Source organism: Stenotrophomonas sp. 22LJNL06-5-1 (assembly GCF_056861455.1).
Genome location: NZ_JBSPUE010000001.1, coordinates 122,316 through 143,766, shown reverse-complemented (window position 1 = coordinate 143,766; position 21,451 = coordinate 122,316). Strand labels below are relative to the sequence as shown.

15 protein-coding genes and 3 tRNA genes are annotated in these 21,451 nt (G+C 67.0%); 11 read left to right on the top strand and 7 right to left on the bottom strand.

All coding sequences use genetic code 11. From position 1 onward, the window contains the following. Window positions 1–180 precede the first annotated feature (180 nt). Together asnB and AC13GF_RS00660 are read left to right on the top strand one after the other, a co-directional pair. On the top strand, window positions 181–1,872 hold the full coding sequence (asnB, locus tag AC13GF_RS00665; protein WP_483002741.1) for an asparagine synthase B: 1,692 nt from the start codon (window positions 181–183) through the stop codon (window positions 1,870–1,872). 99 nt (window positions 1,873–1,971) lie between these two features. After that, complete coding sequence (locus AC13GF_RS00660) at window positions 1,972–3,360, top strand: cation:proton antiporter domain-containing protein (protein ID WP_483002739.1); 1,389 nt, start codon at window positions 1,972–1,974, stop codon at window positions 3,358–3,360. 82 nt (window positions 3,361–3,442) lie between these two features. Here AC13GF_RS00660 and AC13GF_RS00655 read toward each other — a convergent pair whose 3' ends face one another. Then, window positions 3,443–5,770, bottom strand: coding sequence for a penicillin acylase family protein (locus AC13GF_RS00655; RefSeq protein WP_483002737.1), 2,328 nt, complete (start codon window positions 5,768–5,770; stop codon window positions 3,443–3,445). Window positions 5,771–5,894: 124 nt separating this feature from the next. On the opposite strand from AC13GF_RS00655, the gene bfr reads away from it, so the two are divergent. Beyond that, the gene (bfr, locus tag AC13GF_RS00650) at window positions 5,895–6,383 is read left to right on the top strand and encodes a bacterioferritin (protein WP_010486279.1); all 489 of its coding nucleotides are present in this window, start codon (window positions 5,895–5,897) and stop codon (window positions 6,381–6,383) included. Between the two features lie 321 nt (window positions 6,384–6,704). Here bfr and parC read toward each other — a convergent pair whose 3' ends face one another. Then, complete coding sequence (parC, locus tag AC13GF_RS00645) at window positions 6,705–8,948, bottom strand: DNA topoisomerase IV subunit A (protein ID WP_483002736.1); 2,244 nt, start codon at window positions 8,946–8,948, stop codon at window positions 6,705–6,707. A 60-nt stretch (window positions 8,949–9,008) separates the two neighbouring features. Then, window positions 9,009–9,890 carry a helix-turn-helix domain-containing protein gene (locus tag AC13GF_RS00640; protein WP_185959191.1) on the bottom strand — a complete coding sequence of 294 codons (882 nt, stop codon included), beginning with the start codon at window positions 9,888–9,890 and terminating at the stop codon, window positions 9,009–9,011. A 172-nt stretch (window positions 9,891–10,062) separates the two neighbouring features. Between AC13GF_RS00640 and emrR the strand changes: the two genes are divergently transcribed. From emrR to emrB, 4 genes are read left to right on the top strand one after another with little or no spacing between them, the layout of a single operon-like run. Further along, complete coding sequence (emrR, locus tag AC13GF_RS00635; RefSeq protein ID WP_126928107.1) at window positions 10,063–10,506, top strand: multidrug efflux system transcriptional regulator EmrR; 444 nt, start codon at window positions 10,063–10,065, stop codon at window positions 10,504–10,506. Further along, window positions 10,503–11,996 (top strand): multidrug efflux transporter outer membrane subunit EmrC, encoded by a 1,494-nt coding sequence (gene emrC / locus AC13GF_RS00630; protein ID WP_483002735.1) that lies wholly within the window; start codon window positions 10,503–10,505, stop codon window positions 11,994–11,996. The genes emrR and emrC overlap by 4 nt, the downstream gene beginning before the upstream one ends. Before the next feature lie 11 nt (window positions 11,997–12,007). Beyond that, entirely contained in the window at window positions 12,008–13,186 is a 1,179-nt protein-coding gene (gene emrA / locus AC13GF_RS00625) for a multidrug efflux MFS transporter periplasmic adaptor subunit EmrA (protein WP_483002734.1), read from the top strand. Between the two features lie 7 nt (window positions 13,187–13,193). Next, a complete protein-coding gene (gene emrB / locus AC13GF_RS00620; protein ID WP_483002733.1) occupies window positions 13,194–14,771 on the top strand; it encodes a multidrug efflux MFS transporter permease subunit EmrB in 1,578 nt (525 codons plus the stop codon). Between the two features lie 197 nt (window positions 14,772–14,968). Here emrB and AC13GF_RS00615 read toward each other — a convergent pair. Both AC13GF_RS00615 and AC13GF_RS00610 read right to left on the bottom strand, forming a co-directional pair. Next, window positions 14,969–15,055: transfer RNA gene (locus AC13GF_RS00615), tRNA-Leu, on the bottom strand. Between the two features lie 50 nt (window positions 15,056–15,105). Then, on the bottom strand, window positions 15,106–16,005 hold the full coding sequence (locus AC13GF_RS00610) for a LysR family transcriptional regulator (protein ID WP_483002732.1): 900 nt from the start codon (window positions 16,003–16,005) through the stop codon (window positions 15,106–15,108). Window positions 16,006–16,104: 99 nt separating this feature from the next. Here AC13GF_RS00610 and AC13GF_RS00605 point away from each other — a divergent pair, with 99 nt between their 5' ends. Further along, the gene (locus AC13GF_RS00605) at window positions 16,105–16,851 is read left to right on the top strand and encodes a sulfite exporter TauE/SafE family protein (RefSeq protein ID WP_483002731.1); all 747 of its coding nucleotides are present in this window, start codon (window positions 16,105–16,107) and stop codon (window positions 16,849–16,851) included. Between the two features lie 82 nt (window positions 16,852–16,933). On the opposite strand, the gene AC13GF_RS00600 is transcribed toward AC13GF_RS00605, so the two are convergent. After that, window positions 16,934–17,020: transfer RNA gene (locus tag AC13GF_RS00600), tRNA-Leu, on the bottom strand. Window positions 17,021–17,235: 215 nt separating this feature from the next. Then, window positions 17,236–17,320: transfer RNA gene (locus tag AC13GF_RS00595), tRNA-Leu, on the bottom strand. A gap of 128 nt (window positions 17,321–17,448) precedes the next feature. Here AC13GF_RS00595 and rnr point away from each other — a divergent pair. The 3 genes from rnr (at window position 17,449) to rlmB (ending at window position 21,394) form a co-directional block, all read left to right on the top strand. Then, window positions 17,449–19,908 carry a ribonuclease R gene (gene rnr / locus AC13GF_RS00590; protein WP_483002730.1) on the top strand — a complete coding sequence of 820 codons (2,460 nt, stop codon included), beginning with the start codon at window positions 17,449–17,451 and terminating at the stop codon, window positions 19,906–19,908. A gap of 104 nt (window positions 19,909–20,012) precedes the next feature. Continuing rightward, window positions 20,013–20,495 carry a GFA family protein gene (locus tag AC13GF_RS00585; RefSeq protein WP_483002728.1) on the top strand — a complete coding sequence of 161 codons (483 nt, stop codon included), beginning with the start codon at window positions 20,013–20,015 and terminating at the stop codon, window positions 20,493–20,495. Window positions 20,496–20,650: 155 nt separating this feature from the next. Further along, a complete protein-coding gene (gene rlmB / locus AC13GF_RS00580) occupies window positions 20,651–21,394 on the top strand; it encodes a 23S rRNA (guanosine(2251)-2'-O)-methyltransferase RlmB (protein ID WP_005408775.1) in 744 nt (247 codons plus the stop codon). The last annotated feature ends 57 nt before the right edge of the window (window positions 21,395–21,451 follow it).

Sequence of the window (21,451 nt, the reverse complement as noted above, 5' to 3'; positions counted from 1 at the left end):
AATCGTGCGCGGCCGATGCGGGACTGCGCCCTGGGTAGATAGACAGCAACACACGCCCGGACACCAGAAAACCCGCATCAGCCGATGCGGGTTTTTTTGTGCCCGGGCGCAGCCTACCCGGGCCTGGATGGCCGGTCGAACACCTTCCCACCCGTGAAATTCCCCAACAGGAGCTCCCCCATGTGTTCGATCTTCGGAATCTTCGGCCTGCAGGCCGGTGACGATCTTCCTTCCCTGCGCCGCCATGCGCTGGAACTGTCGCAACGCCAGCGCCACCGTGGCCCCGACTGGAGCGGCGTGTACATCGACGAAGGTGTGCTGCTGGTCCACGAACGGCTGGCCATCGTCGATCCGGCTGGCGGTTCGCAGCCGCTGCTGTCGGCCGATGGCCAGCTGGCGCTGGCAGTGAACGGTGAGATCTACAACCACCAGGCGTTGAAGGCGGCGCTGACCACCGTCTATGACTTCCAGACCGGCTCGGACTGCGAGGTGATCAATGCGCTGTACCGCCAGGGCGGCTCGCCGGCGCAGTGGCTGGAACAGCTCAACGGCATCTTCGCCTTCGCGCTGTGGGACCGTGACAGTGGACGCGTGCTGGTGGCGCGCGACCCGGTCGGTGTGGTGCCGCTGTACTGGGGCCACGATGCCCAGGGGCGCCTGCGCGTGGCCTCGGAAATGAAGGCGCTGGTCGATACCTGTGCCGACGTCGCGCAGTTCCCGCCGGGCCACTACTTCGACAGTGCCCGTGGTGAGCTGGTGCGCTACTACCAGCAACCGTGGCGCGACTATGCCGACGTGCAGGGCCGCCAGGCGGATCTGGCCGAACTGCGCCAGGCCTTCGAGCATGCGGTGGAACGCCAGCTGATGAGTGATGTGCCGTACGGCGTGCTGCTGTCCGGTGGCCTGGACTCGTCGCTGGTGGCGGCGGTGGCTGCGCGCTACGCACGTCGCCGCATCGAGGATGGGGGGCAGACCGAAGCCTGGTGGCCGCGCCTGCACTCGTTCGCGATCGGCTTGAAGGGCTCGCCTGATCTGGCCGCCGCTGCGATCGCCGCCGAAGCGCTGGGTACCGTGCATCACGGCTTCGAATACACCTTCGAGGAAGGCCTTGATGCACTGCCGGAAGTGATCCGCCACATCGAGACCTACGACGTCACCACCATCCGTGCATCGACGCCGATGTTCCTGCTGGCACGACGGATCAAGGCGATGGGCGTGAAGATGGTGCTTTCCGGCGAGGGCAGCGACGAGATCTTCGGTGGCTACCTGTACTTCCACAAGGCGCCGGATGCGCGAGAATTCCACGACGAGCTGGTGCGCAAGCTCGACGCGCTGCACAACTACGACTGCCTGCGTGCCAACAAGTCGATGATGGCCTGGGGCGTGGAGCCGCGTGTGCCGTTCCTCGATCGTGAGTTCCTTGATGTGGCGATGCGCTTCGATGCCGCGCACAAGATGGTCGGTGCCGGCTTTGGCGGCCGCCGCATCGAGAAGGCGGTGCTGCGCGAGGCGTTCGATGGCTACCTGCCGGACAGCATCCTGTGGCGGCAGAAGGAACAGTTCAGCGATGGCGTCGGCTACGGCTGGATCGACGGGCTGAAGGCGCATGCCGAGGCGCAGGTGAGCGACCGTGTACTGGCGGCGGCCGACAAGCGCTTCCCGCACAACCCGCCGCAGACCAAGGAGGCGTACTACTACCGCCACCTGTTCGAGCAGTTCTTCCCGAGCCGCGCGGCCGCCGAGACCGTGCCGGGCGGCAAGTCGATCGCCTGTTCGTCGCCGGCGGCGATCGCCTGGGATGCCAGCTTCGCCGCAGCTGCTGACCCTTCCGGACGCGCGATTGCCGGCGTGCACGAGCAGGCACTGGCCTAAGCCCCAAAAAGGGGACGGAGGGGATTAAGTCGTTAGTGGCACAAACGACTTAATCCCCTCCGTCCCCTTTTTGTATGATCGCCCCCTGCGCATTGGGGAATGTTCATGGACGTACAGGCAGGCGGCAACGCGCCGCCCACGAAATGGGGATGGCGTTATCTGGCCTGGGCCGGTGTCCCGCTGCTGGCCGGCATGCTGCTGGCGCGGTATGCCGGGCCGGCGGCGCCCGAGGCGGTCGCCCGTGCCACGGTTGCTGCCGAAGGCAGCTGGGCGCAGCATCTGGCGTCACCGCTGGGCCTGTTCCTGCTGCAGCTGCTGGTGTTGTTGCTGGTGGCCAAGGGGGCGGGTGCATTGCTGAAGCGGTTCGGCCAGCCGGCGGTGATTGGCGAGATGGCCGCAGGCCTGATGATGGGGCCGCTGGTGCTCGGCAGTCTGCTGCCGCAGTTGCATGGTGCCCTGTTCCCGGTCAGTTCGCTGGGCCCGCTGGGCATGCTCAGCCAGCTGGGCGTGCTGATGTTCCTGCTGGTGGCCGGTGCCGAGCTGGACCTGGCGGCGCTGCGCGGCCGCCGACGCTTCGCCTTCACCGTCAGCCATGCCGGCATCGCGGTGCCGTTCGTGCTCGGCGTCGCCCTCGCGATCTGGCTGTATCCGCAGCACGGCCCGCAGGGCGTGGGCTTCACTGCATTCGCGCTTTTCGTTGGCATTTCGATGAGTATCACGGCCTTCCCCGTGCTGCTGCGCATCCTTGCCGACCGCGGCATCACGCAGACGCCGCTGGGGCAGACCGCCATCGCCTGCGCGGCATTGGGCGATGCCACCGCGTGGTGCCTGCTGGCACTGATCGTGGCGGCGGCACAGGCCAGTGGATGGCTGCCGGCCAGCCTCAACCTGCTGTGCGTGGTCGCCTTCGTGGCGCTGATGCTGGGGCTGGTGAAGCCGTGGTTCGCCCGCCAGCAGATCGCGCCGGGCCGTGAAGGACGCTGGCTGCTCGGCATTCTGCTGTTGTCGCTGGGCAGTGCCCTGATCACCGAAATGCTGGGCATCCACGCGCTGTTCGGTGCATTCGCGGCGGGTGTCGCGGTATCGTCCAACACGCAGCTGCGTGATCTGTTGATGGCCCGCGTCGAACCGTTTGCGGTGACCCTGCTGTTGCCATTGTTCTTCGCCATGACCGGCCTGCGCATGCGTGCCGATGCACTGCAGGCCAGCGACATCGTCTTGTGCGGGGTGGTGATCGTGGTGGCCACGGCGGGCAAGCTGCTGGGCACCTTCAGTGCCGCGCGCAGCGCGGGCATGCCCACGCGCGAGGCGTGGCGGCTGGGTGCACTGATGAACACCCGTGGCCTGATGGAGCTGATCGTGCTCAACCTGGGTTACGAGCTGGGCCTGCTCGGCGACCGCCTGTTCGCGGTGCTGGTGATCATGGCGCTGGTGACCACGGCGATGACCGGGCCGCTGCTGAACCTGATCGAGCGTCGCAGGGCTTGAGCGTTGAACGGTAGTGCCGGCCGCTGGCCGGCATCCATGCCGGTGTGTCCAGCATCATGAGGTTGCCGGCCAGCGGCCGGTACTACTGCGCCGGCACCAGCGTCATCGTGTGCTGCGTCTTGCCGGGCAGGAAGGGCGTCGGCCGCCCATGCACCCAGTCTTCGTGGCCGGCGCCCCAGTACGGCGACAGCGGGTGCCCGCTCTGGCCGCCGGGCATGTGCACGATGCCGTCGGCCTCGTGGCCGGGCGAGACCACCATGCGTTCGGAGGCACCGAAGTTGGGCGTCTGCACGCGCGGCATGTCACGGTCGCCGGGCAGCTGGTCGGCGGGCATGCACAGCCAGCGCTTGGCGACCTCGGGCAACGCCCGTGCGATGGGGTGGCAGAGCGCCGCGGTGTTGCGTTCGCCCCAGGTGCGCTGGGCCAGCGGGCCCTGCTTGGCCAGCTCGCTCTCGGTGCGGCGTGCGGCCTCAAGCAGCAGCGCGTCCCAGCTGTCGTAGGCCGGTGGCAACAGATTGGCGGGGCGCTGCTGCAGCATCGGCCAGGCCACACCTTCCAGCTGCGCCAGGCGCGGATCCAGATAGTCATCGCCCAGCTGCGCGTTGGCCGGCGCCAGCAGTGCATCGGACAGGGTATCCATCACCTGCGTGCGGAACTCACGCACCACCCGGTAGCTGACCGAGCTGGCCGAGGCCCGGCCGCCCCATTGATGGCTGACCGCCTTCAAGCGCTTCAGTGCAGGGTCGTCACTGCGTTCGATGACGTCGTGCAGCAGGGCCCACCAGCGCTGCAGGAACACGGCGCGGTCGTCGAGCTGGATCGCCAGCAGGTCGTGTTCGTCGAAGCGCTCCTGGATCGCCAACAGGTCGCGGATCTGCCGCGCGCGGGCACCCAGGTCATAACCGCCATTGCCGACGGTAGCCAGCGCCTCGCCGTCGAGGACGCGGCCGTTGGCGGTCCACAGGCGATGGTTGGGGGGATCGATCAATGCCGGTGCGGCATCGCTGCGGATCGGCCACGGCGCACAGTCCTGGTTGCTGGTGGCGGTGAAGCCCGCAGGTGCACAACCGGGTCCGCGATCCGGGCGGGCGCCGATCAGGCGCCAGGCAATGCGTCCGCTGCGGTCGCCGACCACCAGGTTCTGTGCGGGAATGCCGGCGCGGTCGGCGAACTGCAGGGCACCGTCCAGGTCAGCGGCACGGGCCAGGTCACCGAAGTCCAGGCGCACCGCGCCGGGCAGGTGGGCGACCCAGCGCAGCGCATCGCCGCTGCCGTCGGCATGGGTATGCAGGATCGGCCCCCAGGCAGTTTCGCGCACCGGGAACAGCACGTCGGACTGGCCGGCCACGGCGATGCGCTCTTCATGCACCGTGACCGCGGCGTTGGCCGGTTCCGTGCGGTAATCGGCGGTGTCGATGTAACTGTTGGTGAAGCCCCAGGCCACGTGCCCGTTGCTGCCGACGATCACCGCCGGCAGGCCGGGCAGGGAGAAGCCGGTGACGTCGACCTGGCCACCCGCGGCCTGCGGGTCGGGATAGCGCAGGCGCACACGGAACCACAGGCCGGGCGCGCGCAGGCCCAGGTGCATGTCGTCGGCGACGATCGCGCGGCCGTCGGCAGTGAGCGCACCGGCCACCGCGAAGTTGTTGCTGCCGATGACATCGGCTTCTTCCTGCGCGGTGCCCGGTTTTCCCTTCAACGTGCGCAGATCGAGCTGGCTGGCATCGGGGAGCGTGGCGTTGCCGGTCGGTTCGCCGAACAGCGGTGCATCCCATTCGGTGCCGTCGTGGGCAATCAGCGCGTACAGCGCGGGCGGCACCACTGCGCGGATGCGGCTCAGTGCAAGCTCGGTCTGGTTGCCCGGATCCTGCAGGTCGGCGTACATGGCCAGCCCGGCCAGCACGCTGTCGCTGGCCTGCCAGGGTTGCGGCGACTGCCGCAGCAGCAGGTAGGCCCATGGCCGCACCGAGAGATCGGCAAGGCCTTCGTTGACACCGTCCACATAGGCGCGCACGACCGCACCGTTGCCGCCCAGCGCGGTATCCAGATTCGCCTCGGTACGGGCGCGCAGGCGATGCACGCGCATGCGCTTGTCGGCGTCGATGGCTTTCGGGCCAAACAGTGCGGACAGTTCGCCGGCCGCGCTGCGGCGCATCAGGTCCATCTCGAAATAGCGTTCCTGCGCATGCACGCGGCCGAGTGCGCGCATCGCGTCGGCCTGGCTGCCGGCAGTGATGGTGACCACGCCCAGCGCATCACGCTCGATGGTGACCGGCTTGGACAGCCCGGGCAGCGCATGCTCGCCGTCCAGGTCGGCCAGGCTGCCGCGCAGCAGCAGCCATAGGACCAGTGCGGTGACCAGCACGATGGCGACCAACACGCCCAGCACCCAACGCCATGTACGTCGCATCGCACGTCCTTTCCGAACTCGTGGGCCGATTGTAGCCGCAGGCGCAACTGCGACTGATTCCGATTAGATCACCGTATTTTGAAATGCGGCACCCTATGCCACATCGATTCACAGGAGCCCCCCCATGAAAGGCAACCCGGACGTCATCGCCTGCCTGAAGGAACTGCTGCGCGGCGAGCTTGCAGCCCGCGACCAGTACTTCATCCATTCCCGCCGCTACGAGGACCAGGGCCTGTTCGCGCTGTACGAACGCCTGAACCACGAGATGGAAGAGGAAACCCAGCACGCCGATGCGCTGCTGCGCCGGATCCTGTTCCTGGGCGGCGACCCGGACATGCGCCCGCATGCCACCGAGCCGGGCAAGACCGTGGAAGAGATGCTGCAGAAGGATCTCGACACTGAATACGCGGTTCGGAACAATCTCGCCGCCGGCATGAAGCTGTGCGAAGAGAACGGCGACTATGTGAGCCGCGACATCCTGCTGGCGCAGCTGAAGGACACCGAGGAAGACCACGCCTGGTGGCTGGAGCAGCAGCTGGGCCTGATCAAGCGCATCGGCCTGGAGCTGTACCAGCTGAGCAAGATCGACGGCAACGGTGCCCCGGCGCACTGACCGCAGGTGACGCCGGGCCATGCCCGGCGACTACCCGGTAGAGCCGACCGCTGGTCGGCTGCTCTGCGAAATGCAGCCGGCCAGCGGCCGGCTCTACCAGAAGAAGTACAGCGTTCTGTCGCCCGCCAGCACCGGAGCACCGCCAGCCAGCTTTCGCCAGCCAGCCGCTCCACCGCCCGCCAGCCGACAACGAAAAAGCCGGGGAATGCCCCGGCTTTTTCGTGTCTGACGTCCCTGATTTCCGGTAGTGCCGGCCGCTGGCCGGCAAGGTGGAATCCTAGAGGCATACAACAGTTGCCGGCCAGCGGCCGGCACTACCGGTCATTCCACCGACAACCCTTCCACCTTCTGCCAGCCGCGCGGCAGCAGGTGGCCGCGGGTGGCGCGGGCGCCGAGATAAGCGTCGAGCTCGTTGAACTTCAGGCCCATGGTGCGCTGGCCGCTGCGTACCTGCAGGGTCTGCCCCGGGCTGATCGCCACGATGGCGACAACGCGTTCAGTGGCAAGCTTGGCCTTCGGGATCTCGATGATCTTGTTGCCCTTGCCCTTGTCCAGTTCCGGCAGGTCGTTGGCGGCGATCGCCAGCAGGTTGCCGGAACTGGTCACCGCCACGATGCGGTCGGTGGCGACGTTGGCCACCACCGACGGGGTCAGCACCGTGGAGCCGGCCGACAGGTTCAGCATCGCCTTGCCGGCCTTGTTGCGGCCGATCAGGTTTTCGAAGCGGGTGACGAAGCCGTAGCCGTGGGTGGAGGCCAGCACGAAGCGGGTGTCCGGTTCGGCGCTGGCCAGGGTCACGAAGCTGGTACCCGCTGCCGGCGAGAAGCGCCCGGTCAGCGGTTCACCGTTGCCACGCGCGGAGGGCAGGGTGTGCACCGGCGTCGAGTAGGCGCGGCCCTCGCTGTCGAGGAACGCGACCTGCTGGGTGCTGCGCGCACGCACCGCGCCCTGCAGGGCGTCTCCGTCGCGGTAGGACAGGGCGGACGCATCGACGTCGTGGCCCTTGGCGGCACGGATCCAGCCCTTCTCCGACAGCACCACGGTCATCGGCTCGCTCGGCACCAGCTCGGTCTCGTCGATGGCCTGCGCGGCCTGGCGCTGCACCAGCGGCGAACGGCGTGCGTCGCCGAACTTCTTGGCGTCGGCGGTCAGTTCGTCGCGGATCAGCTTCTTCAGCTTGGCCTTGCTGTCGAGGATGCCGAGGATCTTCTCGCGCTCCTTGGCCAGCTCGTCCTGCTCGCCACGGATCTTCATCTCTTCCAGGCGGGCCAGCTGCTTCAGCTTGGTTTCCAGGATGTACTCGGCCTGGTCGTCGGACAGGCCGAAGCGCGCGATCAGCGCCGCCTTCGGTTCGTCCTCGGTCCGGATGATGTGGATCACCTCGTCCAGGTTGAGGAACGCGACCAGCAGGCCTTCCAACAGGTGCAGGCGGCGCTCGACTTTCTGCAGGCGGTGCTGCAGGCGGCGGGTGACGGTGTTGCTGCGGAAGGTCAGCCATTCGCTGAGCAGCATCTTCAGGTTCTTCACCTGCGGACGGCCGTCCAGCCCGATCACGTTGAGGTTGACGCGGTAGCTGCGTTCCATGTCCGTGGTGGCGAACAGGTGGCCCATCAGCTGGTCGGCGTCGATGCGGTTGGAACGCGGCACCAGCACCACGCGCACCGGATTGGCGTGGTCGGACTCATCGCGGATGTCTTCCAGCCACGGCAGCTTCTTGGCGCGCATCTGCGCGGCGATCTGCTCGATCACCTTCGACGGCGACACCTGGAACGGCAGCGCGGTGACCACGATGTTGTGCGCTTCCTTGGTGAAGGTCGCACGTGCGCGGACACTGCCGTTGCCGGTCTCGTAGATGTTGCGCAGGTCGTTGGTCGCGGTGATGATCTCGGCGCTGGACGGGTAGTCCGGGCCCTGCACGTGCTCGCACAGGTCGCGCACGCTGGCCTCGGGGTTGTCCAGCAGGTGCAGCAGCGCGCTGACGATCTCGTTGAGATTGTGCGGCGGCACGTCGGTGGCCATGCCCACGGCGATGCCGGTGGTGCCGTTCAGCAGCAGGTGCGGTAGCCGCGCCGGCATCCAGGTCGGTTCCTGCAGGGTGCCGTCGAAGTTCGGTGCCCAGTCGGTGGTGCCCTGGCCCAGCTCGCCCAGCAGCACTTCGGCGATCGGGGTCAGCTTGGATTCGGTGTAACGCATCGCCGCGAACGACTTCGGGTCGTCGCTGGAGCCGAAGTTGCCCTGGCCCTCGATCAGCGGGTAGCGGTACGAGAACGGCTGGGCCATCAGCACCAGCGCCTCGTAGCACGCGCTGTCGCCGTGCGGGTGGTACTTACCGATGACGTCACCGACGGTGCGCGCGGACTTCTTCGGCTTGGACGCGGCATTCAGGCCCAGCTCGCTCATCGAATAGATGATGCGGCGCTGCACCGGCTTCAGGCCGTCGCCGATGAACGGCAGGGCGCGGTCCAGGACCACGTACATCGAGTAGTCGAGGTAGGCGCGTTCGGCGTACTCGCGCAGCGGCAGTTGTTCGAATCCGTGGAACACGGGGCGGGCAAGTTCGGTCATGCGGCGTTGTTACCTGTTGTCGGGAGGCGGCGACGGCGGTCGCCGCTCGCAATCCTGTGATTATCCGGATGCGGCGGGGGATGCCAAGCCACGTGCAGGGTCCAGCCCGGTTTCCAGGCCGTGTCCGGCCCGTGCCAGGTAGCGCCCCGGCGGCAGCCCGAAGTGGCGGCGGAACACGGTGACGAAGGCGCTGGCGCTGCTGAAGCCCAGCGCGTGGGCGATGTCGGCCACGCTGCGGCCGTCGGTCAGCTGGCGCAGGGCCTCGGACAGGCGGGCCTGCTGCCGCCACTGGGCGAAGCTGAGCGTGGTCTCGTCGCGGAAGTGACGGGTCAGGCTGCGCGGCGACAGGCCGGCCCAATGCGCCCATTCGGCCAGGCTGCGCTCGTCGGACGGGTCGGCCAGCAGCTGCGAGGCGATCTTCAGCAGGCGCCGGTCGTGCGGCATCGGCAGATGCATGCGCTGGCGCGGCGCGGTGCGGATCTCATCCAGCAGCACCTCGATGATGTGCTGGCGCTCGGGCGTGGTGTCATAGCCCAGCGGCCATTCGCAGATGCGGTCGGCCAGCGCCTGCGCCAGCTTGGACAGGCCCAGTACGCAGGGATCGGCGGGCAGGGTGGCGCAGGCCGGCGCGGCCAGTGCCATGCCCCAGCCGCGCAGCGGGCCGTCGAGGGTGACCGTATGCGGCTCCAGCGGCGGCATCCAGCCGGCCGAGCCCGGCGCCAGTGACCACGTGCCGTGCGAGGTCCGGGTGGTCAGCAGGCCGCGTTCGACACAGATCAGCTGCGCGCGCTGGTGGTGGTGCCAGTCCACTTCGCGGACCAGGCCCAGGGGGCTGTCGAAGCGGAAAGCGACAACCGGTGGCCCGTCATTGCGCTCGAACCAATCCAGCGCGTCGTCGCGCAACAACCGCTTGGAAGGGGGGATTTCTGCCTTGTTCATCATATCCGCTGGCTGAAATGTGTCATCCATTGGCTGAATTGTACTGCCGGGCCACCTGACCAGATCATTAAGGTAGGCGCCTTCATTGATCCAGCCCGCTGCTGCAACACAGCATTCGATGCCAGATCGAATATTTCCATTGAGAAATATTTTTTTTGGAAGAGAATGCTCCCCCATGATCTGTCCTGCAACCACTCCCCCCAGCTTCGGCCTGCTGCTGCGCCAGGTGCGCGACGGCCTGGTCCGTCAACTCGACGCATCCATGGCTGAAGAAGACCTGGGTATCGGCTTCACCCATTACATCGGGTTGAAGGTGCTTTCCAACATGGCCCCGTGCACGGCCAACGAGCTGGCCCAGGCCATCGACCAGGTGCCCAGTGCGGTGACCCGCCTGCTGGACAAGCTGGAGTCGCTGGGCTGCGTTCGCCGCGAACCGCATGCCCAGGACCGGCGTGCGCTGCAGATCGTGCTGACCGATGAAGGCCGCGCACTGTGGGCGCGGCTGAAGCTGCGTGGCGACGCGGTGATGGATTACGCCCTGCGTGATCTTTCCGCCGACGAGCGCACGCTGCTGCTGTCCCTCCTTACCCGAATCCGCGATTCCCTGACGACCCCATGAACCCGATCCCGCATTCCACTCTCCGCCGGTCCGGGCGCGCGCTGCTGGTGTCAGCGCTGGCCCTGGCCCTGGCCGCCTGCGCCAGCAGTCGTGGCCTCAACCCGCAGGGCCACGTGCTCGACGTGGACAGCCTGCACAGCGAACGCACCCTGGCCGACACCGACCTGAGCGCCACCGGCTTCCCGGCGCAGGACTGGTGGAAGGCGCTGGGCGATGCACAGCTGGACGCCCTGGTTGCCGAAGGCCTGGCCGGTCACCCGAGCCTGGACGCCGCCGACGCGCGCCTGCGCCAGGCCCAGTCGCAGGTGGGTACCGCGCGTGCCGATCGTCTGCCGAGCCTGTCGGTGTCCGGTGGCTATACCGGCCTGCGCCTGCCTGAGTCGATGGCCGGCAGCGAGATGGGTGGCCATTACGCCGGCAGCAGCCAGGTCGCCTTCGACTTCAGCTATGGCGTGGACCTGTGGGGTGGCAAGCGTGCCGCCTGGGAAGCGGCCGTGGACGGCGCCCATGCCGCCACTGTCGAAGCCCAGGCTGCACGCTTGAACCTGTCCACCGGCATCACCCAGGCCTATGCCGACCTGGCCTATGCATGGCAGCTCAATGATGTGGCCGAAGAAGAGCTGGGCCGCTCGCAGAAGTCGCTGGAACTGACCCGCCAGCGCCGCAGCGCCGGCATCGACAGTGATCTGCAGGTGCGCCAGGCCGAGGCCCGCGTGCCCGCCGCGCAGCAGCAGGTGCAGGCCGCGCAGCAGCGCATCGATGCCGCCCGCACCGCGCTGGCCGCGCTGGTCGGCAAGGGCCCGGACCGTGGCCTGTCGATCCAGCGCCCGCAGGCACTGAACCCGATGGCACTGCAGTTGCCGGGCGTGCTGCCCAGCGAACTGCTGGGTCGTCGCCCGGACATCGTTGCCGCACGCTGGCGCGTGGAAGCGGCCGACAAGCAGATCAAGGTTGCGAAGACCAAGTTCTACCCGAGCTTCAACCTGACCGCGCTGGCCGGCGTGGTCGCCCCGAACGTGGGTGACCTGTTGAAGAGCAGCTCCACCTTCGCCTACATCGGCCCGGCGCTGAGCCTGCCGATCTTCGAAGGCGGCAAGCTGCGCGCCAACCTGGCCAACACCGATGCGCAGTACGACCTGGCGGTGGCCAACTACAACCAGACCGTGCTCGATGCACTGCGCGACGTCGCCGACCAGGTCAACGCGGTGCGCTCGCTGGCGCAGCAGGCGCACTCGCAGCAGCAGGCGGTGGATACCGCTCGTTCGGCCTTCGACCTGGCCCAGCAGCGCTACCGCGCCGGCATCGGCAGCTACCTGGACGTGCTGACCGCACAGTCCACCCTGCTGCAGTCGCAGCAGCAGCTGGCCGGCCTGCAGTCGCAGCAGGTGCAGACCTCGGTGCGCCTGAGCAAGGCGCTGGGCGGTGGTTTCCAGCCCACTGACGCCGACCGCGCACCGATTGCCTCCCATTCCGATTCCTCGCATTCCTGAAGACTTCCGCCATGAGCCAGACCCAAGACACTGCGGCCCCGGCCGCCCCCAACCGCCGCGGCAACCTGCTGCGCGGCCTGTTCGTGATCGTCGTGCTGCTGCTTGCCGCACTGGCACTGTGGTACTTCATGTTCGGCCGTTGGTTCGAAGAGACCGACGACGCCTACGTGCAGGGCAACCAGGTGCAGATCACCCCGCTGGTGGCCGGTACCGTGGTCGCCATCAACGCCGATGACGGCATGCGCGTGGAGCGCGGCCAGCTGCTGGTACAGCTGGACCCGTCCGACACCTCGGTGGCGCTGCAGCAGGCCGAAGCCAACCTGGCCAAGACCGTGCGCCAGACCCGTGGCCTGTACCGCAGCGTGGAGGGCGCGCAGGCGGACTTGAACGCCCGCCAGGTGACCCTGAAGCGCGTGCGCGAAGATTTCGCCCGTCGCAAGGATCTGGCCGCCACCGGCGCCATCTCCAACGAAGAGCTGGCCCATGCCCGTGACGAGCTGGCCGCTGCCGAAGCCGCCGTGGCCGGTTCGCGCGAGACCGTCGAGCGCAACCGCGCGCTGGTCGACGACACCGTGATCGCCACCCAGCCGGACGTGCAGGCGGCCGCCGCGCAGCTGCGCCAGGCCTTCCTCAATAACGCCCGTGCCGGCATCGTCGCGCCGGTCACCGGTTTCGTCGCCCGTCGTTCGGTGCAGGTCGGCCAGCGCGTGCAGCCGGGCAATGCCCTGATGGCCGTGGTGCCGACCGAGCAGATGTGGGTCGAGGCCAACTTCAAGGAAACCCAGCTGCGCCACATGCGTCTGGGCCAGGAAGTGGAGCTGAAGTCGGACCTGTACGCCGGTGACGTGAAGTACAAGGGCCGCGTCCAGAGCCTGGGCCTGGGCACCGGCTCGGCGTTCTCGCTGCTGCCGGCGCAGAACGCCAGCGGCAACTGGATCAAGATCGTGCAGCGCGTGCCGGTACGCATCGCCATCGATGCCAAGCAGCTGGCCGAGCACCCGCTGCGCATCGGCCTGTCGATGAAGGCCGAAGTGAGCCTGCGCGACCAGAAGGGCGAAGTGCTGCCGAGCACCCCGGCCAAGGGCACGGTGTTCGACACCGACGTGTATGCCAAGCAGCTGCATGATGCCGATGAGGTGATCCACACGATCATCCAGGGCAACCTGCCGCAGCAGGCGAAGGTGGGCTGAGGTCGCCATGTCCGCACAAGCTCCAGCCGCGCCCGGCGCACCGGCGGCGCCGGGTGCGGCCTCCGGGTTCCTGCCGCCCAGCGTCGCCCTGTGCACCGTGGGCCTGGCGATGGCGTCGTTCATGCAGGTGCTCGACACCACCATCGCCAACGTCTCGCTGCCGACCATCGCCGGTAACCTCGGTGCCAGTTCGCAGCAAGCCACCTGGGTCATCACCTCGTTCGCGGTCAGCACGGCCATCGCGCTGCCGCTGACCGGCTGGCTCAGCCGCCGTTTCGGCGAACGAAAGCTGTTCGTCTGGGCCACGCTGGCCTTCGTCATCACCTCGCTGCTGTGCGGCCTGGCGCAGAGCATGGGCATGCTGGTGCTGTCGCGTGCGCTGCAGGGTTTCGTGGCCGGCCCGATGTACCCGATCACGCAGTCGCTGCTGGTCTCGATCTATCCACGTGAGAAACGCGGGCAGGCATTGGCGCTGCTGGCGATGATCACGGTGGTGGCGCCGATCTGCGGCCCGATCCTCGGTGGCTGGATCACCGACAACTACAGCTGGGAATGGATCTTCCTGATCAACGTGCCGCTGGGCATCTTCGCTGCACTGGTGGTGGGCAACCAGTTGAAGGGGCGCCCGGAGCACATCGAGAAGCCGAAGATGGACTACGTCGGCCTGGTCACCCTGGTGATCGGTGTTGGTGCGCTGCAGCTGGTGCTCGACCTGGGCAATGACGAGGACTGGTTCTCGTCGATGAAGATCGTGGTGCTGGCGTGTGTGGCGGTGGTGACGCTGACGGTGTTCCTGATCTGGGAACTGACCGACAAGGATCCGATCGTCGACCTGAAGCTGTTCCGGCATCGCAACTTCCGCGCCGGTACGCTGGCGATGGTGGTGGCGTACGCGGCGTTCTTCAGCGTGGCGTTGCTGATCCCGCAGTGGCTGCAGCGTGACATGGGCTACACCGCGATCTGGGCGGGCCTGGCGACGGCGCCGATCGGCATCCTGCCGGTGATCATGACCCCGTTCGTGGGCAAGTACGCATCACGCTTCGACATGCGCATGCTGGCCACGGTGGCGTTCATCGTGTTGTCGATGACCAGTTTCCTGCGTTCGAACTTCAACCTGCAGGTGGACTACAACCATGTAGCGGGCGTACAGCTGATCATGGGCATCGGCGTCGCGCTGTTCTTCATGCCGGTGCTGCAGATCCTGCTGTCGGACCTGGATGGGCGCGAGATCGCGGCGGGCTCCGGCCTGGCCACCTTCCTGCGTACGCTGGGCGGCAGTTTCGCGGCGTCGCTGACGACGTGGCTGTGGGCGCGGCGCACCCAGGTGCACCATGCCGACCTGACCGAGCACATCTCGGTCTATCAGCCGGGCATGCAGGACCAGGTGGCAGCGATGGGGCAGGGCGACCTGCAACATGGCGCAGCGGTACTGAACAACATGATCAACCACCAGGCATCGCAGATGGGCTTCAACGACATCTTCTTCCTGCTGGGCTGGATCTTCCTGGCGATCATCGCGTTCCTGTGGCTGGCCAAACCGCCGTTCGGTGCAGGCGCAGGTGCGGCCGCCGGTGGCGGGCACTGAAAACTCCCTGGAAACACGTGCTGTATTTTGACCCCGCCGCAAGGCGGGGTTCTTGTTTGTGCATTCCTGCGAACACCGGATGCATCCACGCATAGCGTGGATCTACCGTGGGCGCATGGACGTCATCATCGCGTTGACGCTGCAAACCCCGGAAATGAAAAAACCCGCTTGCGCGGGTTTGATCATTTGCTGAGTCATGGTGCCCAGGAGAGGACTCGAACCTCCACGAAGTTGCCCCCGCTAGCACCTGAAGCTAGTGCGTCTACCAATTCCGCCACCTGGGCGACTCAGGAGACGAATTATGGGGAACGACAGAAGATGTGTCAACAACATTTCACGCTTTTTTCTGCGGCTGCACGCCCAGGTGATGCAGCAGGCTGCGCATCGCCGGTGACAGCTGCGTCCACTCGGCAAAACACGCACACAGGCGACGTTGTGCCCATGCATCGGCGAGCGGCACGGCGACGGTATGCGTGCTGCGCCGATGCTGGCGGGCGATGGTTCGCGGCACGATGCCGACGCCAATGCCGTGGCCGACCATGATGCACACGCCTTCGAAGGTCTTCATGCGGATGCGCACATCCAGGCGCCGCCCGATGTCGCGCGCCTGGTCCTCGATGTAGGTCTGCAGCGCATTGCCATCGGCCAGGGCGACGAAGGTCTCGCCGGCAACCTCGGCGAAGGCCACGCTGCGCCGCGATGCGAAGTGATGGTCGGCCGGCAGCAGCATCACCAGTGGATCTTCGGCGACCACATGCTGCTGCAGGCCGGCAGCGTCGACCGCATCACTGATGATGCCGGCCTCGGCCTGGCCAGCGCTGATCGCACGCACGACTTCGGGGCTGGTGCGCTCCAGCAGTTCCACGTGCAGGCGTGGGCGTTCGGCCAGCCACGGTGCCAGCCGCGAGGGCAGGTAGTTGGTCAGTGCTGCGGTATTGGCATAAAGATGCAGGGTGCCGCGCGCACCATGCGCGAACGCCTGCAGTTCGCCGCGCAGCTGCGTCTGCTGTTGCAGGATCAGGCGTGCATGGTGGGCGAGGGCGGCACCGGCTTCGGTCAGGCTGACGCCACGTGGATGCCGGTTCAACAGCGGGGTGCCGGCATCGGCTTCGATCGTGCGCAGGCGTTCGCTGGCCGAAGCCAGTGCCAGGTTTGCCTGCGCTGCGCCGGCCGTGATGCTGCCCGCCTCGGCAATCGCCAGGAACAGGCGTAGGTCGGCGATATCCATCCGCATGTAATGCCCTCATCGCAAGGCCTGCGCCTTCGGATCAGCCGAAGGCAAGGCCGGGAACACCGCATTGTGCGCCGAGCGGCCGGTCGATCCAATGAAGGCATGAATGAATCGATGTACTTCTACGTGCTGCTGGTGGTGGTGTTCGTGCTGGCCGGTGTGGTCAAGGGCGTGACCGGAATGGGGTTGCCGACCGTGGCGATGGGTCTGCTCGGTGGCGCGCTGTCGCCGGTGGCGGCGGCATCGATGCTGTTCATCCCTACCTTTGTCACCAATGCGTGGCAGCTGTTGTCCGGGCCAGCGCTGGGCCACATCGTGCGGCGGCTGTGGCCGATGATGCTGGCGGTGGTGGTGGTGACGTTAGGGTCGGCGGCGCTGCTGGTGCGGGTCGATCGCACCTGGTCGCGCGTTGCGCTGGGCGTGGCATTGGTGGTCTATGCCGCCTATGCGTTGCTTGCGCCGGTGTTCCGCGTGCCGCAGCGGCGCGAGCGCTGGCTGGGGCCGCTGGTGGGCGCGTTGTCGGGCGTGGTGACCGGCGCCACCGGCGTGTTCGTGATGCCGGCGGTGCCGTACCTGCAGTCGCTGGGGTTGCAGCGCGAGGAGCTGGTGCAGGCGCTGGGGCTGGCGTTCACGGTGTCGACGATTTCGTTGACCACCGGCCTGGTGCTGCACGGCGCATTCGGCATCCAGCAGCTGGGGCTGAGTGCGCTGGCGGTGCTGCCGGCATTGCTGGGCATGTGGCTGGGGCAGGTGATCCGGCAGCGGATCAGTGCCCGGGTGTTCCGTGCCTGTTTCCTGGGATTCCTGCTGCTGCTCGGGCTGGAGCTGGTGCTGCGGCCGTTGTTCTGACGGTGTTCGCGGTCGACGCTACAAACGCCCGAATCACAGGCAAGAAAAAACCCGCTTGCGCGGGTTGTTTTCTTTCTCGACATGGTGCCCAGGAGAGGACTCGAACCTCCACGAAGTTGCCCCCGCTAGCACCTGAAGCTAGTGCGTCTACCAATTCCGCCACCTGGGCGTCGAGGAGCGAGATTATGGGGTGTTGTTATGGAGGTGTCAACACTTTTTCTGGATCCGGGGTCGGATCCCGTTTCGCGTGCGGAACGGGCACTGGCCCCTCTCATTTGCTTGGGGTCAGAGCCCTTTCCCGTGGAAAGGGATCCGACCCAGGGCCGACCCCATCGCCGGATCGCAGGCAAAAAAAATCCCCGCCGAAGCGAGGAGTTTTTTCGTTGGTGCCCAGGAGAGGACTCGAACCTCCACGGTTTTACCCGCTAGTACCTGAAACTAGTGCGTCTACCAATTCCGCCACCTGGGCGTTCCAGAGGCGCAATTGTGAAGATGAATCCGCAGGCTGTCAACGACTTCCTGAATATTTTTCACGCAAGGCCTTCAAGACGGCCACTGACCCGTTCTGCACGCCGTCAACGGCTACCATGTAGGGCGATGACTACCAAAAAACCAAGCAAGGGCGGGAGCACCTCCCGCGGCCAGGCCCCGAAGAAGGGCGCCAAGGCGGGCACAGCCCGCACCACCAAGCCGGGCAAGCCGTTGCCGGGCTGGTTCCCTGAATTGAATGAAGGCGGCGCACCACCGCGTGGCCGCAAGGTCCGCAGCAGCGACGCACCGGGCCCGGCCCCGGGCCGCAAGCTGCCGCCGACCGGCAAGGTGATCGACGATCCCTATGCCGCCCGCGAAGCCGAGAAATACGAACAGCCCATCGCCAGCCGCGAGGCCATCCTGGCCCTGCTGGAGCGCTGCGAAGGGCCGCAGACCGCCGAGGAACTGGGCGCGCGCCTGGGCCTGACCGCTCCGGACCGGGCCGAGGCGCTGTCGCGCCGGCTCGGCGCCATGGTCCGTGATGGCCAGCTGGTGCAGAACCGTCGGGGCGGATTCGCGCCGATCCAGACCCTGAACCTGGTCACTGGCGTGGTGATCGCCAACCCGGAAGGGTTCGGCTTCCTGCGCCCGGTCGAAGGGGGGGACGACCTGTTCCTGCCGCCGTATGAAATGCGCAAGGTCATGCACGGCGACAAGGTGCTGGCCCGTGTGACCGGCATCGATCACCGTGGCCGCCGCGAAGGCAGCATCGCCCGCGTGCTCGAGCGCGGCATGACCCGCCTGATCGGCCGCTTCAGCATCGAGATGGGCATCAACTACGTGGTGCCCGACGACAAGCGCGTGCAGCGCAACGTGCAGGTGCCGCCGGACCAGACCGGTGGCGCGCGCGATGGCCAGCTGGTGGTCTGCGAACTGACCCAGGCGCCGGACAGCCGCCGCCCGCCGATCGGCCGCATCATCGCCGTGCTCGGTGACAAGCTGACCGCCTCGCTGGTGGTGGAAACCGCCATCCACGGCCATGAACTGCCGTTCGAGTTCCCGCAGGAAGTGCTGGACGAAGCGGCCTCGGTGCCGCTGGTGGTCGAGCCGGCGATGATCGGCGACCGCGTTGATCTGCGCAGCACACCGCTGGTCACCATCGATGGCGAGGATGCCAAGGACTTCGACGACGCGGTGTACTGCGAGCCGAATGCCGATGGCTTCCGCCTCGTGGTGGCGATTGCCGACGTCTCGAACTACGTTCGCCCCGGTACGCCGCTGGATGAAGAGGCGCAGAAGCGCGCCACGTCGGTGTACTTCCCGGGCTTCGTGGTGCCGATGCTGCCGGAGACACTGTCCAACGGCATCTGCTCGCTGATGCCGAAGGTCGACCGCATGTGCTTCGTCTGTGACATGCAGATCGACCGCGACGGCCTGGTCACGCATTCGCGCTTCTACGAAGCGGTGATGAACTCGCATGCGCGCCTGACCTACACCCAGGTGTGGAAGGCGGTGGGCGAGGACGATGCCGATACCAAGGCCTGGATGGGTGACCTGCTGCCGCAGGTGCAGCGCCTGCACCAGCTGTACAAGGTGCTGTCCAAGGCGCGTGCCAAGCGTGGCGCCATTGAGTTCGAAAGCAGCGAAGTGCGCTTCGTGCTGGACAACCGTGGTGAAGTGACCCAGGCCGGCATGCTGGTGCGCAACGACGCGCACAAGCTGATCGAGGAATGCATGATCGCGGCCAATGTGGAGGCGGCGAAGTACCTGCTGTCGCGCCATGTGCCTGCCCCGTACCGCATCCACGAGAAGCCGCCGGAAACCAAGTACGCCGACCTGCTGGAATTCCTCAAGGAGTTCAAGCTGAGCCTGCCGCCGTGGTCCAAGGTGCGCCCGGGCGATTACACCAAGCTGCTGAAGAAGATCCGCGACCGCCCCGATGCCACGCTGCTGGAATCGGTGCTGCTGCGCAGCCAGAGCCTGGCGATCTACAGCCCGGAAAACCACGGTCACTTCGGCCTGGCACTGGAGGCGTACGCGCACTTCACCTCGCCGATCCGCCGTTACCCCGACCTGCTGGTGCACCGCGCGATCAAGCACGCGTTGTCCGGCAAGCCGCTGGACAAGTTCACCTACAACGCGCGCGAAATGGCCGCGCTGGCACTGCAGTGCTCCGAGCGTGAGCGCCGGGCTGACGAGGCCGAGCGCGAGGTCGACGAGCGTTACCGCGCGGCGTGGATGGAAAAGCACGTGGGTGGCCAGTTCGATGGCGTGATCAGCGGCGTGACCAGCTTCGGCCTGTTCGTGGAGCTGGATGAGTCGAAGGTGCAGGGCCTGGTGCACGTGACCCAGCTGCCGCAGGACTATTACAAGTTCGACGCCACCCGCAAGACGCTGACCGGCGAGCGCCGCGGCAGCAGCTACCGGCTGGGTGACCGCGTGCGGATCTTGGTGCTGAAGGCCAGCATGGAAGAGCGCAAGATCGACTTCCGCCTGGTCGAGCACAAAGGTGAGGACGAGGGCGATGGCCTGCCGCCGTTGCCCGAGCGTGGCAAGCCGGCCAAGCGCACCAAAAAGCAGTATTGAAAGGTGTGCCGACCAACGGTCGGCACCCACCTTACCCGGTCGGTACCCACCTCACCCGGTAGGTGCCAACCGTTGGTTGGCACGACGTTTCGGAGGAACTCACCATGCAGGGCCAACCCGAATACAGCGGCGGCTGCCAGTGCGGCGCGATCCGCTTCCAGGCACGTGGCGAGCTGAGCGACAGCTCGATCTGCCATTGCCGTATGTGCCAGAAGGCCTTCGGTGCCTACTACGCGCCACTGGTGTCGGTGCGCGGCGTGCAGTTCAGCTGGACCCGCGGCCAGCCGCGCTATTTCCAGTCGTCCAACGTGGTGCGGCGTGGCTTCTGCGCCGACTGCGGCACGCCATTGACCTACGAGGCGCCCGACGGCGTGGCGGTGGCTGCTGGCGCGTTTGACGAACCTGAGCGCCTGCCGCCGACGATCCAGTACGGGGTCGAGCGCAAGCTGCCCTTCGTCGACAGCCTGGCCAGCCTGCCGGCGCGGCGCACAGAGGACGACATCGCGGCCTTGGACTTCCTGGCCACGATCGTGTCCCACCAGCACCCCGACCACGACACCCCGCACTGGCCGCCGCGCAGCCGGTAACGCACCTGTAGCGCCGAGCCCACGTTCGGCTGCCCGGGTTCAGGCTTCATCGGCTCCCGCCAGCCGAGCATGGCCCCGGCTCCACAGAGGGCCGGTCGCAGCGCCCGGCCCGCCGATGCTCTACCATAGCCACCCCCTTTCCGGTCCCCGCCCGCATGAGCAAGAACAGCCAGTGGATTGTCGGCGTCAACGCCGTCGCCTCCTCCATCGAGAACGACGCCGAGAACGTCCGCGAAGTGCTGGTCGAGGCCGGTGCGAAGAACCCGCGCCTGACCGAAATCGAGGAAAACGCCCGCCGCAAGGGCATCGACGTGCGCAAGGTGAACAGCCAGGCGCTGGACGGTGTCGGCGGTTCGGTGCGCCATCAGGGCGTGGCCGCGCGCTATGCCGCCGCCCGCACCTACAGCGAGAACGAGCTGGAAGGCCTGGTCACTGCAGCCGAGGGCAAGGCCCTGTTGCTGGTGCTGGACGAGGTGCAGGACCCGCACAACCTGGGTGCCTGCCTGCGCTCGGCCGCCGCGGCCGGTGCGACTGCAGTGATCATCCCCAAGGACAAGTCGGCCACGGTGAACGCGACCGTGCGCAAGACCTCGGCCGGTGCCGCCGATCTGATCCCGGTGGTGGCGGTGACCAACCTGTCGCGCTGCCTGAAGGACCTGCAGAAGCAGGGCGTGTGGATCTATGGCCTGGCCGGCGAAGCCACCGCTTCGCTGTACCAGCTGGACCTGAAGGGCAATATTGCACTGGTGCTGGGTGGCGAGGCCGATGGCCTGCGCCGCTTGACCCGTGAAAACTGCGATGGCCTGGTCAAGATCCCGATGCCGGGCGAGATCGAGAGCCTGAACGTGTCCGTCGCCGCCGGCGTCAGCCTGTTCGAGGCCGTGCGCCAGCGCGGTTGATCGGCAGGAGGGGCCGTGTCGACCAAGGTCGACACCCACCGGGTAGTCGCCAACCTG

What these genes read in the sequence shown, in the direction of transcription:
- bfr (WP_010486279.1), top strand. Translation starts at nt 5,895, where the DNA reads ATGAAAGGCAACCCGGACGTCATCGCCTGCCTGAAGGAACTGCTGCGC.
- AC13GF_RS00585 (WP_483002728.1), top strand. Translation starts at nt 20,013, where the DNA reads ATGCAGGGCCAACCCGAATACAGCGGCGGCTGCCAGTGCGGCGCGATC.
- emrC (WP_483002735.1), top strand. Translation starts at nt 10,503, where the DNA reads ATGAACCCGATCCCGCATTCCACTCTCCGCCGGTCCGGGCGCGCGCTG.
- AC13GF_RS00660 (WP_483002739.1), top strand. Translation starts at nt 1,972, where the DNA reads ATGTTCATGGACGTACAGGCAGGCGGCAACGCGCCGCCCACGAAATGG.
- emrR (WP_126928107.1), top strand. Translation starts at nt 10,063, where the DNA reads ATGATCTGTCCTGCAACCACTCCCCCCAGCTTCGGCCTGCTGCTGCGC.
- AC13GF_RS00640 (WP_185959191.1), bottom strand. Translation starts at nt 9,890, where the DNA reads ATGATGAACAAGGCAGAAATCCCCCCTTCCAAGCGGTTGTTGCGCGAC.
- rnr (WP_483002730.1), top strand. Translation starts at nt 17,449, where the DNA reads ATGACTACCAAAAAACCAAGCAAGGGCGGGAGCACCTCCCGCGGCCAG.
- emrB (WP_483002733.1), top strand. Translation starts at nt 13,194, where the DNA reads ATGTCCGCACAAGCTCCAGCCGCGCCCGGCGCACCGGCGGCGCCGGGT.
- AC13GF_RS00655 (WP_483002737.1), bottom strand. Translation starts at nt 5,770, where the DNA reads ATGCGACGTACATGGCGTTGGGTGCTGGGCGTGTTGGTCGCCATCGTG.
- emrA (WP_483002734.1), top strand. Translation starts at nt 12,008, where the DNA reads ATGAGCCAGACCCAAGACACTGCGGCCCCGGCCGCCCCCAACCGCCGC.
- AC13GF_RS00610 (WP_483002732.1), bottom strand. Translation starts at nt 16,005, where the DNA reads ATGCGGATGGATATCGCCGACCTACGCCTGTTCCTGGCGATTGCCGAG.
- AC13GF_RS00605 (WP_483002731.1), top strand. Translation starts at nt 16,105, where the DNA reads ATGAATGAATCGATGTACTTCTACGTGCTGCTGGTGGTGGTGTTCGTG.
- rlmB (WP_005408775.1), top strand. Translation starts at nt 20,651, where the DNA reads ATGAGCAAGAACAGCCAGTGGATTGTCGGCGTCAACGCCGTCGCCTCC.
- asnB (WP_483002741.1), top strand. Translation starts at nt 181, where the DNA reads ATGTGTTCGATCTTCGGAATCTTCGGCCTGCAGGCCGGTGACGATCTT.
- parC (WP_483002736.1), bottom strand. Translation starts at nt 8,948, where the DNA reads ATGACCGAACTTGCCCGCCCCGTGTTCCACGGATTCGAACAACTGCCG.